At 72.0% G+C, this 12,941-nt stretch carries 12 protein-coding genes; 4 read left to right on the top strand and 8 right to left on the bottom strand.

What is annotated here, in order from left to right; all coding sequences use genetic code 11:
* Position 1: 1 nt before the first annotated feature.
* The gene (locus V1457_RS19485) at positions 2–1,054 is read left to right on the top strand and encodes an aldose 1-epimerase family protein (RefSeq protein WP_338595999.1); all 1,053 of its coding nucleotides are present in this window, start codon (positions 2–4) and stop codon (positions 1,052–1,054) included.
* Positions 1,055–1,117: 63 nt separating this feature from the next.
* Entirely contained in the window at positions 1,118–1,957 is an 840-nt protein-coding gene (locus tag V1457_RS19480; RefSeq protein ID WP_295145175.1) for an alpha/beta fold hydrolase, read from the top strand.
* Positions 1,958–1,999: 42 nt separating this feature from the next.
* Here V1457_RS19480 and V1457_RS19475 read toward each other — a convergent pair whose 3' ends face one another.
* A complete protein-coding gene (locus tag V1457_RS19475) occupies positions 2,000–2,932 on the bottom strand; it encodes an alpha/beta hydrolase-fold protein (protein WP_338595996.1) in 933 nt (310 codons plus the stop codon).
* Positions 2,933–3,050: 118 nt separating this feature from the next.
* Here V1457_RS19475 and V1457_RS19470 point away from each other — a divergent pair, with 118 nt between their 5' ends.
* Both V1457_RS19470 and V1457_RS19465 read left to right on the top strand, forming a co-directional pair.
* Complete coding sequence (locus V1457_RS19470) at positions 3,051–4,595, top strand: acetolactate synthase large subunit (RefSeq protein ID WP_338595995.1); 1,545 nt, start codon at positions 3,051–3,053, stop codon at positions 4,593–4,595.
* A gap of 44 nt (positions 4,596–4,639) precedes the next feature.
* Entirely contained in the window at positions 4,640–5,101 is a 462-nt protein-coding gene (locus tag V1457_RS19465) for a MarR family transcriptional regulator (RefSeq protein WP_338595994.1), read from the top strand.
* A gap of 15 nt (positions 5,102–5,116) precedes the next feature.
* Here the strand turns inward: V1457_RS19465 and V1457_RS19460 are convergent, their stop codons facing one another.
* The 7 genes from V1457_RS19460 to V1457_RS19430 form a co-directional block, all read right to left on the bottom strand.
* A complete protein-coding gene (locus V1457_RS19460) occupies positions 5,117–6,580 on the bottom strand; it encodes a UbiD family decarboxylase (protein WP_338595992.1) in 1,464 nt (487 codons plus the stop codon).
* 122 nt (positions 6,581–6,702) lie between these two features.
* Entirely contained in the window at positions 6,703–7,383 is a 681-nt protein-coding gene (locus V1457_RS19455; RefSeq protein WP_338595989.1) for a response regulator transcription factor, read from the bottom strand.
* A gap of 110 nt (positions 7,384–7,493) precedes the next feature.
* Positions 7,494–8,102 (bottom strand): sensor histidine kinase KdpD, encoded by a 609-nt coding sequence (locus V1457_RS19450; RefSeq protein WP_200069436.1) that lies wholly within the window; start codon positions 8,100–8,102, stop codon positions 7,494–7,496.
* A gap of 119 nt (positions 8,103–8,221) precedes the next feature.
* Entirely contained in the window at positions 8,222–9,355 is a 1,134-nt protein-coding gene (locus tag V1457_RS19445; RefSeq protein WP_338595987.1) for a glycosyltransferase, read from the bottom strand.
* The gene (locus V1457_RS19440; RefSeq protein ID WP_338595986.1) at positions 9,352–10,233 is read right to left on the bottom strand and encodes a response regulator transcription factor; all 882 of its coding nucleotides are present in this window, start codon (positions 10,231–10,233) and stop codon (positions 9,352–9,354) included. The genes V1457_RS19445 and V1457_RS19440 overlap by 4 nt, the downstream gene beginning before the upstream one ends.
* 52 nt (positions 10,234–10,285) lie before the next feature.
* Entirely contained in the window at positions 10,286–11,644 is a 1,359-nt protein-coding gene (locus tag V1457_RS19435; protein WP_338595984.1) for a glycosyltransferase family 2 protein, read from the bottom strand.
* A 30-nt stretch (positions 11,645–11,674) separates the two neighbouring features.
* Positions 11,675–12,931: a glycosyl hydrolase family 18 protein gene (locus V1457_RS19430; protein WP_338595983.1), complete on the bottom strand. Its 1,257-nt coding sequence runs from the start codon at positions 12,929–12,931 to the stop codon at positions 11,675–11,677.
* Between the last annotated feature and the right edge of the window lie 10 nt (positions 12,932–12,941).

Genomic DNA, 12,941 nt, shown 5'->3' with positions numbered 1-12,941 from the left:
GATGTCCGTTGGGCACGGTGCAGCCCGGGAGTTCAGCAGGCGCGCGATCGGCGGGGCGGCGATCGCGGCCGCCGGGGCGGCCGGGCTCACCGGCCTCGGTTCGACCACCGCGGCCGCGCAGGCGACCCGGGGATCCGACGGCCAGACGGCGAACGGCCGCCTGTACGAGCTGCGCTCCGGCCGCCACAGCCTGGTGGTCGGCGGAGTCGCGGCCACCGTCCTGTCCTGGCGGGTCGACGGCACCGAGATGCTGCTGACGCACGCGCCCGACGACATCGGCGAAGGCTGGCAGGGCAAGACGTTGCTGCCGTGGGCCAACCGGATCGACCAGGGCCGCTACACCTTCGGCGGCGAGGACTTGCAGGTTCCGATCAACGAGCCGGACCGCGAGTCGGCGCTGCACGGGCTGATGGGCTTCACCGAGTGGACTCCGGTCGAGCACCACCGGGACCGCGTGGTGCTGGAGCACCTGCTGCACCCGCACTACGGCTACCCGTTCACGATCGCCTTCCGGATCGAATTCACCTTGCAGGGCAACGGTTTCCGCAGCACGTTGAGCGCGCGGAACGCGGGCCGCACGGACGCGCCGTTCGGCACCGCGAACCACACGTACCTGGCGGCCGGCGGCGAGCGGGTCGACGACGTGGTGTTCGAGCTGCCCGCGAACACCTACTACGTCACCAACGACCGGCTGATCCCCACCGGCAAAGCCGATGTGGCGGGCTCGGAGTACGACTACCGCACCGCCCGGCCGATCGGTGCGACCGAAATGGACACCGCTTTCACCGACCTGGACCGGGATTCCGACGGCACCGCGACCGTCCGATTCGGACGGCCCGACGGCAGCGCCGTGCAGTTGTGGGCCGACCGCACGCACGGGTACCTGCAGGTCTACACCGACGATTCGCCGGAGACGGACCGTCCCGCGCGAGCCGGGCTCACCGTCGAGCCGATGACTTGCGCACCGAACGCTTTCGTCACAGGTGACGGAATGATCGTGCTGCGGCCCGGGCAGACCCACACCGGTAGCTGGGGCTACCGGCTGCTGGACTGATTCCGTTGCGCGGCAACGGGACTTTCCTGTCCCGCCGTCGGTGCCGCGATCTAGAGTGTGCGGGTGGCTGACTACATCGAGATCCCTACCGAGGCGGGCACCTTCGACGCGCTCAGCGCCGGTGCCGAGGGCGACCGGCCGGTGCTGCTGCTGCACGGCTTCCCGGAAGCCGCGATCGAATGGCGCGAGCAGCTCAACGTGCTCGGCGGCGCGGGTTGTCACGCGGTGGCGCCGGACCAGCGCGGCTATTCCCCCGGTGTCCGCCCGCAGGAGGTCTTCGAGTACCGGCAGGAGGCGCTGGTCTCCGACGTGCTCGCGATCGCGGACCGGCTGGGCTGGCAGCGGTTCGACCTCGTCGGCCACGACTGGGGCGCGGCGATCGCCTGGGCGGTCGCGGCCGCGCACCCCGATCGGATCCGCACGCTCACCGCGGTTTCGGTGCCGCACCTGGACGCCTTCGGCCGCGCGCTGCGCGAAGACGAGGACCAGCAGCGGCGTTCGGAGTACATGCAGGTCTTCCGCCGGACGGGCTCGGACAAGCTGCTGCTGGAGGACGACGCGCGCAGGCTCCGGCGGCTCTACGAGCACAAGATCCCGGAAACGCACATCGAGGAATACGTGCAGCGGTTCTCCGAGCCGGGCGCGCTGGACGCCGCACTGAACTGGTACCGCGCCGCGAAGTTCGCCGACCCGATCGGCCAGGTCCGGGTGCCGACGCTGTACGTGTGGAGCACCGAGGACCCCGCGCTCGGCTCGACCGCCGCGCTGGCCTGCGGCGAGCACGTGACCGGACCGTACCGGTTCGAGATGTTCGAGGAGATCTCGCACTGGGTTCCGGAAGAGGCCGCCGAAGAGCTGACCCGCGTGCTGCTGGAACACCTCATCGCGCACCAGGACGCTTGAGCGCCGATCGCGGTGCCCGGAACCGCCCGGGCACCGCGGCGCTCAGCCCTCGGCGGGGAAGCCCCCTGCGAGGAAGCCGACCGCGTCCACGCCGACCGAGTCGAACACCGGACCCTCGTGCCCACCCGGCACCACCGAGTAGATCGGCGTGTTCGGGTACAGCTGCGCCAGCTGGTCGGTGCCCTCCCGGAACACGTCGAACTCGCCGATCCAGATGCCGACCGGCACGTCACCGAGCTCGTCGACGCGGCGCAGCGGATCGGTCTCGATCCACTCCTGCTCGCTGGCGAACACGCCCTTCTCCTGCATGTGCTGCCAGGTCACCGGCAGCGCGGGGGCGATCGTGGCGACCGCGGCCAGCGGGCTTCCCGCCATGTTGCGTTCGGCCGCGTAGTTCAACGCGCCGAAACCGCCGGTGGACACGCCCCCGCAGGCGAACGGCAGCCCGTCCTGACCGGCCAGCCCGCGCTCGCGCAGCCAGCCGGGAACTTCCTGCAGCAACATGCTCATCAGGTCGCCGTTGGCGGAGCCGTCGTTCCAGTAGGAGTTGAATCCGCCGTCCACGGCCACCAGCCCGAACGGCGGGATGTTGCCCGCGTCGAATTCGGGTTGCAGCGCGTCCAGCACGCCCCACGGGATCGGGCTCGGGTTCATCGCGTCGCGCCCGTGCAGGAACAGCGCCATCGGCAGGTTGGCGGTGTCCTGCAGGCCGTTCGGGTGCGCGATCATCAGCGAGGTGTCCGCGCCCCGGTGCTCGGAGTACACCGTCTCGACGTTGACCAGCGGCGGGCCGGACGCCGGCGCGGGCGGCATCGGCGGACGCGGCAGCGGCTGCGGCGCCGGCGGGCGCTGCGGTTGCGGAGCGGAACAGGCCGCGACCGAACCGGCCACGATCATGCCGGCGGCCGACAGCAGGCTCCGCCGCCCAAACTTCATCTCGCGCATCCGCCCGCCTTCGATCCGTATCCCACTCAATGGAACATCTTATCGAACCGGATCGACCGGATTCCGAGCGGCGTGCCGCACGAACGGTTGCCGCGGCGGTGCGGGCGAGACGAGTATGTCCGCGGAACCTACGGGAAGGGGAACCGGCGTGAAGGGCGCGGAAGGACTGCTGAGCACGGCGCGGGCCGCGGGTGTCGATGTCTGCTTCGCCAATCCCGGCACCACGGAGATGCCGCTGGTCGAGGCGTTCGACTCGACCCCGGGGGTGCGCACGGTGCTCGGCCTGTCCGAGGGCGTGGTGACCGGCGCGGCCGACGGCTTCTCGCGGATGCGCGGAGTGCCCGCGATGACGCTGCTGCACCTCGGTCCGGGGTTCGCCAACGGCATCGCGAACCTGCACAACGCGCGCCGCGGCCGCACTCCGCTGATCAACGTGGTGGGCGAGCACGCGAGTTGGCACCAGGCGGCGGACGCGCCGCTGGCCAGCGACATCGACTCGCTGGCCCGTCCGGTGTCGGGGTGGGTGGGCCGCACCACGTCGGCCGAGTCGGCGGCCGCGGAGTTCGTCGCCGCCCGGCAGGCCGCCCTGGCCGAGCGGATGCCCGCGACGCTGATCGCCGCCGCCGACCACATGTGGAGCGAGGGCGGCGAGCAAGCGGACGTCCCGCAGGCACCTGAGCCCTCCACTGTGGACGCAGAGCGGGTGGAGGGGATGGCGAAGCTGCTCGCCGGGCAAGGACGGCCCGCGCTGCTGCTCGGCGGCGCCGCGCTCGGCGCCGAAGGGTTGCGGCTGGCCTCGCGGATCGCGGCGACCGTCGGCGGCACGGTCTTCGCCGAACGGAATCCCGCACGCATCGAGCGCGGCCCCGGTATCCCGGCCGTGCCCACGCTGCCCTACTTCCCCGAGGACAACCTGGCCGCGCTGCGGGACTGCACGCATCTGGTGCTGGTCGGCACCGGGATTCCGGTGTCGTTCTTCGGGTACCAGGACCAGCCGAGCGTTCCGGTCCCGCCCGAGACGCAGGTGCACACCCTCGCCGACACCGGTGAGGACACGCTCGCGGCGCTGCGGGCGCTGGCCGAGGCCACGGGTTCCGGTGCAGCGGAACCACCCGCGCACGAGCCCGCCGAGCTGCGCGCACCGCAGGGCGCCTTGCACGCCAAGGCGATCGCGACCGCCATCGCGCTCACCCAGCCGGAGCACTCGATCATCGTCAACGAGGGCGTGTCCTCCGCGGCCGCGTACCCGGCGGTGGCCGCGGCCGCTCCGGCGCACACCGAGCTGGACCTGCCCGGCGGGGCCATCGGCATGGGCGTGCCGCTGTCCACCGGCGCCGCGCTGGCCTGCCCGGACCGGCCGGTGATCGACTTCCAGGCGGACGGCAGCGCCTTCTACACGCTGCAAGGGCTCTGGACGCAGGCCAGGGAAGGGCTCGACGTCACCACGGTGATCTGCGCGAACTCGCGCTACCGCATCCTCGACGTCGAGCTCGGCCGCGCCGGGGTGCAGCAGCCGGGTCCGGCCGCCGACGGGATGACCAGCCTCGGCGACCCCGGCGCGGACTGGGTCTCGCTGGCAGGCGGGTTCGGCGTGCCGGGTTCCCGCGCCACCACCGGCGACGAACTCCGCGCCGCGCTGCAGCGCGCCCACGCCGAGCCGGGCCCGCACCTGATCGAGGCGGTCATGACCTGAGTCGCGGCGTAGTCCGATCGCGCAGCGTGTGCCAGGCTCGCCGGATGGACCACATCGCCGGGCAGCTGTCCTCGACGATTGGGCCGCTGCGGCGGCGGCTGCTGCGGTTGACGCGTGCGGCCGCCGGGCTGCCGGAGATCCCGGATGCGAGCGTCGAGCTGATGCGGGTCGTGGACCAGCTCGGGACGCCGACCGTCGCGGAGGCCGCGGCCGCGTTGAACACTGCCGGTTCGACCGTGAGCAACCTGGTGCGCGCGCTGGTGCGGGACGGGCTGGCCACCCGCACCACCGGCGAAACCGACCGCCGGATCTCGCACATCGCGCTCACCGAGCGCGCCCGCGAGTTGCTCCAGCGCTACGACGGGGCCAGCGAACGGATCGTGGCCGCCGCAATGTCCAAAATGGACAGCGAGCAGCGGTCCAGCCTGGCGCAGGCGGCGCCGGCGTTGCGGTCGCTGCTGGAAGCGCTGCAGGAAACGGAAGCAGCGCAGTCCGAAGAGGACTGAACGGGCGGGCGGCCGTCACCGATCCCAGTGCTGCTCGACCCAGCGCTGCACCTGCTCCGGGTAGATGTGCCGGAACGAGCTGCGGCGCTCGCGCCCCGCGCCTTCGGCGGGCAGCAGGCAGTCGTGGACCACCTTCGTCCCGCGCTGCGCGTGCCGCTCCTCGGGGGTGTAGCAGGTCAGCAGCGGCAGGATCTCGCCGTGGCGCAGGACCCGGAAGTCCTCCGGATGGCACCGCGTGGCCAGCGCCCAGGTCAGTTCGGCCGTGTTGGACGGTTCGACGTCGGCGTCGAGCACGAAGGTGCGCGGGATCAGGTGCTCGGAGCGGAATTCGCCGATCGTCTCGGAGATCCGCCGCGTCAGCTCCGCGCTGGAGACGCCGGGCAGCTGCGCACGCCAGTCCGACCGCACGCTGACCACCAGCACGTGCGACGCGCTCTCGAACGGCGACCACGCGGTGACCACCGGCAAGCCCGCCCGCCGCAGCAGTGCGTAGACCTCGGCGGCCATCGTCAGGCCGGTCGCGGTGTGGAACTCGTCGACCGGTTCGCCTTCGACGACGGTCGGCCAGATCGGCCGGTCGCGGTGCGTGATGGCTTCGATGGTGTAGGTGGGCTGGCGGGTCGTTTCGGCGGGGGCGTAGCCCGCGTACTCGCCCATCGGGCCTTCGTCGGCGTTGCGCTCGACGCTGACGTGCCCCTCGATGACGATCTCCGCGCCGGCCGGGACCTGCAGGTCCACCGTCTCGGCTGGGACGACCTCCATCGGCTCGCCGAACAGCGCGCCGAGGAATCCGGGCTCGTCGACGTCGTCGGGAAGCGGCATGCCGGAGATGAACGCCAACGCCGGATCACCGCCCTGCACCAGCGCGAACGGCATCGGCTCGCCCCGCTCGGCCCACATCCGCCACGCCTTCTCGATGTGCTGCGGGCGCATCACCAGACCGGTCAGGTGCTTGTCGTCGAGCATCATGATCCGGGCGATGGACCAGTTCACCCAGTCCCCTTCCGGCGAGCGCACGACGATCGTGCCCCAGGTGTTGACGTACGGGCCGCCGTCGCCTTCGTGCAGCAGCGGAGTCGGGAACTTCGCCAGGCTCGCATCCTCGCCGAGCAGCACGTGCTGCTTGCACGGCGCCGATTCCACCTGCTTCGGCGCGATCGGGTCGCGGTCCCTGGCCTGCGCCAGCTCCTGCACGATCTCGCGGGCACCCGCGTCCGGGGACATGCCCAGCGACAGCGCGATGCGGGCGAGCGGGCTGCCCGGGACCGAACTGAGCGCGCCGGGCGCGCCGAACAGCCGGAATCCCGGCTCGGTTCCGCTGATGTCGTTGAACAACGGCGCCGGGGCGCGGGTTTCGTAGCTGCGCCGGATGAACGCGCCGATCTCCAGCCCCTGCGGCACCTCGGTGTCGACGTGGCGGACGTCGCCGAGCTGTTCCAGCAAGGCGATGTACTCCCGCGAGTCCTTGGCGCGAGCCATGATCGCTGCTACCTCCTCGCCGTCCGGCGCCACTTGAGTTTGTTACAAACCTATTTTCCGCCAGTCCGTTGCACGAGCAAGGACCGGGCGGCGTGAGAACGCTCTCGGACGGTGCGCGCGGTTCAGCGCGAGCAGGTGGCGCGCCAGGCGTCGAACGAGCCGCCGAGCAAGTCGTGCCGCATCGCGAACGAAGCCGCCTCCAGCCGCGAATGCACGCCGAGCTTGGTCAGCACCGCCTGCACGTGAGTGCGCACCGTCGTCGTCGACACCCCGAGGATCTTGGCCATCGCCGCGGTCTGCGCGCCCTGCACCAGCAGGCTCAGGCATTCCCGTTCGCGGCCGGTCAGGTAGGAGGCCAGCCGCCGGGCGTCCGAGCGCTGCCCGCGGTGGTCCTGCGCAGGCACCCGGGCTTCCGGCAGCTCGACGGCGGTGCGCCCCGCCACGACCGAGCGCATGGCCTGCACCAGGACGTCCAGCCCGCACATCTTGTTCACCCATCCCGCCGCACCGGTCGCCAGCGCGGTGCGCACGGCGCGCGCATCGGTGTCGGCGGTGAGCACCACGACCTTCGTCGCCGTGCCCGAGACGATCTCGCCGAGCCGTGCCACCCCATCACCATCGGCGAAGTAGCGGTCCAGCAGGCAGATCTCCGGTTCGAGCCGGTGCACCGCGGCGGTCGTACCGGTGATGTCCGATGCGGTCCCCACGATCCGGAAACCGCGCGGCGGCAATGCGCTGACCAGCGCGTCCACGAAGATCGCGTGGTCGTCGCCGAGCAGCACGCGCGTTCTTTCGTCGTTCATCGAGGTCCCCCATAGCTGTGCGGCGCCCAGGGCGCGTTCATTCCCGGAGCTCGTTGCCGAAGGATCGCGTGGTGGCAGGTCCACCGGGATCGATTTCCCGCGCAGTGCGCTCAAGAACGCGGGAACACCAGCCGCGCGCAGGTCCCCCTCGGCCCCGCCGCGTCCAAGTGCAGCTCGCCCCCGCAGGCGCGCGCGAGCCCGGTCACGATGCCCAGGCCCATCGACGCCGTTCCCGCGGGTCCGCCTCCGATACCCGGGCCGTCGTCGGTGATCTCCAACCGGACCGCACCGGCGTCGTCGGCGGCCGCCAGCTCCACGACCCCGCCGGGTCCCGCGGCGCGGACGGCGTTGTCGACCAGGTTCGAGACCATCCGCCACAGCAACGTCGGGTCGGTGCACAACATGACCGGCTCGCCCGGACGCAGCGCCAGCACCGGCGAACCGCAGTCGCGGGCCGCGGCGACCTGGCCGAGCAGGACCCGCACGTCGACCGGCTCCGGCGGCGCCGGATCACCGGCCACCAGGTCCAGCAGCCGCGCCAGTTCCCGGCCCATCAGCTCCAGCCGGTGCCGCGCGGTACCGGACAGCGCCGGGTCGGTGCGCATGTCGTCGGCCAGGTAGGACACGGTCGCCAAACCGTGCCCGAGGTCGTGCAGCAGGCCGCGCCACCGCCGATCCGGATCGGACCGCGCGGGCGCGGGCGGGGTTTCGGTCCGCACCACCGCTCCCTTCCGTGCTCCGAGCCGGCCGCTGCTCGCGGCCGTGCACTCTGCTCGTCGCGCGGCCGGTGCAGGTCCGTTGCAGTCTCATCCGTTCAGGGTGCTTCGACTACCGCAGGTCACAGTTGTGCGGCGGACAGCGCAGCGGGCAGCGGACCCGGCCGGTAGGCGGCGGCGAGGTCGGCGGCCAGGTCCGCGCCCGTGTGCCTGCCGCGCACGTGCGCCTGCGCGGCATCGGCGAGCGCGGCCGCTTCACCGGGATGGTCCAGCAGGTGCCGGACGGCGCGGGCCAGGGCCGCGGGCCGGGCCGGAGGCGCGAGCATCCCGGTCACGCCGGGCAGCACCACGTCGCCGAGGGCGTTGACCGCCGTGGCCACCACCGGCACCCGGCAGTGCATCGCCTCCACCACCGCCAGCGGCAACCCTTCGTACCGGCTGGGCAGCACGAACACGTCGAACGCGGGCAGCAGGCCGAGCACGTCGTCGCGCCTGCCCGGGAGCACGAGCCGCACGCCCTGCCGGGTCGCGGCGGTGCGCACCCGCTCGGCGCAGTCGCCGTCGCCGATCCACACGCCGATCACGTCCTGGCCGAGCAACCCCAGGGCGCTGACGAAGTCCTCCGGCGCCTTCTGCCGCACCAGCCTGCCGACGGAACCGATCACGGTCGCCTCCGGCGGCAGCCCGAGTTCCCGGCGCGCGTCGCCGGCTGCGCCCGGCGTGCGCACTGCGACTCCGGTGGTGCGGACCCGCTCGGGCGGGATCAGCTCGCGGCGGATCGCTTCGACGGCGACCCCGGTGCCCACGCACAACGCGACATCGGTGAGCCCGCCGAGCGAGCGCTCCACGGCGATGTAGGCGTTGCGGCGCGCGGCGCTCTGGAACTCGTGGAACGGGAAACCGTGGTAGGTGTGCACGACCCGCGGCACACCGGCGCGGCGTGCCGCGATCCTGCCCAGCGCTCCGGCTTTGGCGCAGTGCGTGTGTACGACGTCGAAGTCGCGGCGGCGCAGCAACGCGGTGAGCCGGTGCAGCGCGCGGGCATCGGCCAGCGGGGAGATCGGAGCGCGCAGGGCCGGTTCGACGACGGTCGGCAGGCCCGCGTCGCCGGCTTCGGCGAGCAGCCGATCACCGTTGCCGGTGATCAAAGTGACGGCGAACTCGCGCGGGTCCAGCGCGCGGGCACCGCGCAGCGCCATCGCGCCTGCGCCGCCCTCCAGCCTGGTGATCAGCGTGGCGATCCGCAGCGGCCTCATCGCGCTTCCGGCTCCGCGTCGTGGTGGTCGTCGGGCCGGGCGGCCGGATCGTCGGCTCCGATCTCCGCATCGGGCGCGACGGACTGGTCCGGGATCACTTCGCCGCCGACGTTGGCGCTCGCCTGCGCATGAGCGCCCCGATCACCGTCCGCACCACCGGAAGCGGCCCGATCGGTGCGCGTGCCGCGCGCCCGGACCGCCTTCCCGGTTTGACGACCGGAGGACCCCGCGCGCAGCCCCGCGGCGCTGGCCACGCTGACCGCCTCCAGCTGCGAGTGCACCCGCAGCTTCGACAGGATGCTGCGGGTGTGCGTGCGCACCGTCTCGGTGGAGATCGCCAGATCGCGCGCGATGCGGGCACCGCGCTTGCCCTCGACCATGCCGCGCAGCACTTCCCGCTCCCGGACGCTGAGCACGTCCAGCGGCCCGTCGCGGCGCCCGGCCAGCCGCACGTCCTCCCGCAACGCCCGCAGCACCACTCCCAGCACCTCGGGCGGGAACCAGGCGTGACCGTGGCACACGCCGCGCAGCACGGCGGTCAGCTCCTCCACACCGCTTTCCTTCGGCACCCATCCGGTCGCCCCGGCACGGGCCGCTTCCACCGCACGCTGCGGGTCGAGACCACCGGTGAGCACCACGACCGCCACGGACGGCAGCGCTTCCAGCATCGCTTCGACCAGTTCCCCGGTGGAGGCCACCGGATCCACGTCCACGGTGATCACGTCCGGGCGCAGCCGATCCACCATCGCCGCCAGGTGCGGGTCGCCGGTCGCGCACCGCCCCACCACCCAGAGGTCCGTGGCCTGCTGCAGCCGCGATCCGAGCGCTTCGGTGAGCATGAGGTGGTCGTCCACCATCAACAGCCGCAGCACGTTCACCTCCCCACCTTCCCCCGCCGTCCGCGGTGAGACCTCGTCCAACTGCGGGAGTTCACCCGGCACGCGCACCCGGATCCGGTTCCGGCCCGCCCGGTTCGACCGCGTGCCGCTGCGGGCTGCTCCACCGGCCGGTCGAGCGCGACAGCCAGGTGAGCGGCAGCGAGTACAGCGCGATCGCCGAATCCAGCACCCGCAGCGGCAGGTACAGCCAGGCGTAGAGCAGGAATCTGGGCTGGCGCCGGATGATCGTGACGACCAGCGTCAGCAGCAGGTCCGGCAGCACGATTCCCAGCAGCAGCGCAGGAACCGTCATGTACCCGGCTACCGCCTCGTGCACCTCGTTGAACCACGGCCACGCAAGCGTCCCGTCCGCGATCAGCGGCAGCAGCAGCACCAGCAGCACCACCGGAAGCAGGACGAGCATGATGCTGCTGGTGAGCAGTTCGAGCAGCAGCAGCGCCAGCATCGCGGTGAACAGGTTCAGCCGCGGCGGGTGCCTGCGCACCGTCTGCCACAGGCCCAGCGACCACCGCTTGGACTGGCGCACGTAGTCCCGGATCCGGCCGGGGTCCTGCGTGGCCGCCACCGCCGACGGCGTGAACCCGACCTTGCCCAGCCGCTTCTGGTAGACCTCGAAGGTCATGTTGAAGTCCTCGATCACCAGCCCTGGCGGGTTCACCTCGATGCTCGGCAGCACGCTGGTGCGGTAGAGGCTGGCGAAGCCGGGCACGATGTGCGTGGCGTTCACCCGCCGCCAGGTCTGGCCGAACTTCAGCAGGTATTGCGTCATCGAGTAGATCCGCTGCCGGTGGAACGCCACCAGCTTGCCCGCGAACGACAAGCCCCGATCCCGCCAGGCGGTGCGCACGCAACCGGCCACCGCGACCACCTCGGGGTCGTCGAACAGCGGCAGCGCCGCGGCGAAGTAGCCGGGTTCCACGCGGGTGTCCGCGTCCAGCAGCATCACCAGCCGGAATCGGCGCACCAGCCGGAACCGCCGGATGCCCACCTGCAGGGCCCCGGCCTTGCCGAGGTTGCCTTCGGTGCCCACGACGTGCACGCCCGCCCGGCGGGCCAGTTCGACCGTGCGGTCGGTGGAACCGTCGGACACGACGTGCACGTTGCGGGCCGGGACCAGCGCGGTGATCGCCCGCAGGCTTTCGCTGATCACCACTTCTTCGTTGTGCGCGGCGATGAGCACGGCCACGTCGTCGACGCCCAGCGCGCCCGGCCGCCGCGGCCGGAGCTTGCCGTGCCGGTGCGCCGCGAGATCAGCGACCGGTGCGGCTTTCCCCGCGCCGCGCAGCAGCGAACCGCGCCAGCCGTCGAGCACGCGCAGCATCCCGATCACGCCCCAGAGCGTGAAGTTCGCGCCGAACACGACGATGGCCAGCACCCACCACGGGATCATCGCGCCCGCCCCTCATCTCCCCGACCCCGCTCAATCCCCGACCGGCAGGCTCTCGGCGAGCCGGGTCCAGGTGGCGGTGTCCTCGTAGCCGTACATCCACAGGTAGACGCCGCGGATACCGGCGCCGCGGGCGACCTCGAACTTCGCCTTCGAGCTGACCGAGTTCTCGAACCACACCTCGTGCTGCTGCCCCTGCTCGTCGGTGTAGCGGAACCACGGGGTCTGGCTGACCGGGTCGTAGTGCGTCTCGGCCCGGTGCTCGGTCGCGAGCTGGAACGCCTGCAGCCAGGTCAGGTTCGACCCTCGGTCACCGACCCAGTCGTAGCCGTACAGCGGGACGCCCAGCACGATCCGCTCCGGCGGGATCTGCGACTTGGCGTAGTCGACGATCTCGCGGACCCAGCCGATCGGCGCGATCGGCCCGGGCGGCGAGGTGCCCCAGTGGTAGTCGTAGCCCATCAGCCGGACCTGGTCGGCCGCCCTGCCGATCGCGGCGTAGTCCTGCGCGACGTTGCGCTCGTCGTAGCCGGCGTCGCTGGACTTCGCGAACACCGCCACCGACAGCGTTTTGTCCTTGGCGTGCAACGCGTTGCCGAGGTCGGTGACGAAGCGGCTGAACACTTCCCGGTCACCGGCCCGCAGGTTCTCGTAGTCGATGTCGATGCCTTCGTAGTCCTCGCGCTCGACCAGCTCGACGATCTCCCGGACGTGCCGGTCGCGCAGCCGCGGGTCGTGCAGCACCCGCGCGACCGGTTCGTAGGACCAGCGGCCGTCGGTGATGTTGGCCAGCGAAGGCACCAGCGGAACCCCGGCGTCGCGGAGCTTCTCGACCTGGCCGGCCACCTCCGCCGAGCGGTCCGGCGGGTATTGCCGGGTGACCGATCCGTCCCCGCCGAGACCGTAGATCCACGGGGAGACCTCGTTCACCGAGTCCTTGTTGGACACCACCGTGCTCGTGCCCGCCTGCAGGTTCCAGAACGGCAGCGACGCCACCACCAGCGTCTCCGGCCGCGCCGGTGCGGTGATCCGCGGAATGGCCATCACGACCACCAGCAGGGCCGCGAGCGCGATGAGCCCGATGAACCAGATCGAGCCGCCGAGGTGGCGCATCCGGCGGGCGCGGGGGCTGTGCGCGTGATCGGCGTCCTCGTCCGGCGGCTGCGGTTCCTCGTGCCCCGCCCTGCCGCGCCACCACGCGGCGAGTGGCGCGAACAGCCGGTTCCGGCGGCGTTCCGGCTCAGTGACCTCGACATGTCGTTCTCCCTCCCGAACCCCGTCGTCGTGCATGAGGCCCCCG

The sequence above is a fragment of the Saccharopolyspora sp. SCSIO 74807 genome (assembly GCF_037023755.1).
Classification (GTDB): domain Bacteria; phylum Actinomycetota; class Actinomycetes; order Mycobacteriales; family Pseudonocardiaceae; genus Saccharopolyspora_C; species Saccharopolyspora_C galaxeae.
This window is presented reverse-complemented; position numbering and strand designations above follow the sequence as displayed.

Bases quoted from the DNA above. Each gene is read 5' to 3' on its own strand.
- V1457_RS19485 (WP_338595999.1), top strand. From the start codon at position 2: ATGTCCGTTGGGCACGGTGCAGCCCGGGAGTTCAGCAGGCGCGCGATC.
- V1457_RS19465 (WP_338595994.1), top strand. From the start codon at position 4,640: ATGGACCACATCGCCGGGCAGCTGTCCTCGACGATTGGGCCGCTGCGG.
- V1457_RS19460 (WP_338595992.1), bottom strand. From the start codon at position 6,580: ATGGCTCGCGCCAAGGACTCGCGGGAGTACATCGCCTTGCTGGAACAG.
- V1457_RS19455 (WP_338595989.1), bottom strand. From the start codon at position 7,383: ATGAACGACGAAAGAACGCGCGTGCTGCTCGGCGACGACCACGCGATC.
- V1457_RS19445 (WP_338595987.1), bottom strand. From the start codon at position 9,355: ATGAGGCCGCTGCGGATCGCCACGCTGATCACCAGGCTGGAGGGCGGC.
- V1457_RS19435 (WP_338595984.1), bottom strand. From the start codon at position 11,644: ATGATCCCGTGGTGGGTGCTGGCCATCGTCGTGTTCGGCGCGAACTTC.
- V1457_RS19430 (WP_338595983.1), bottom strand. From the start codon at position 12,931: ATGCACGACGACGGGGTTCGGGAGGGAGAACGACATGTCGAGGTCACT.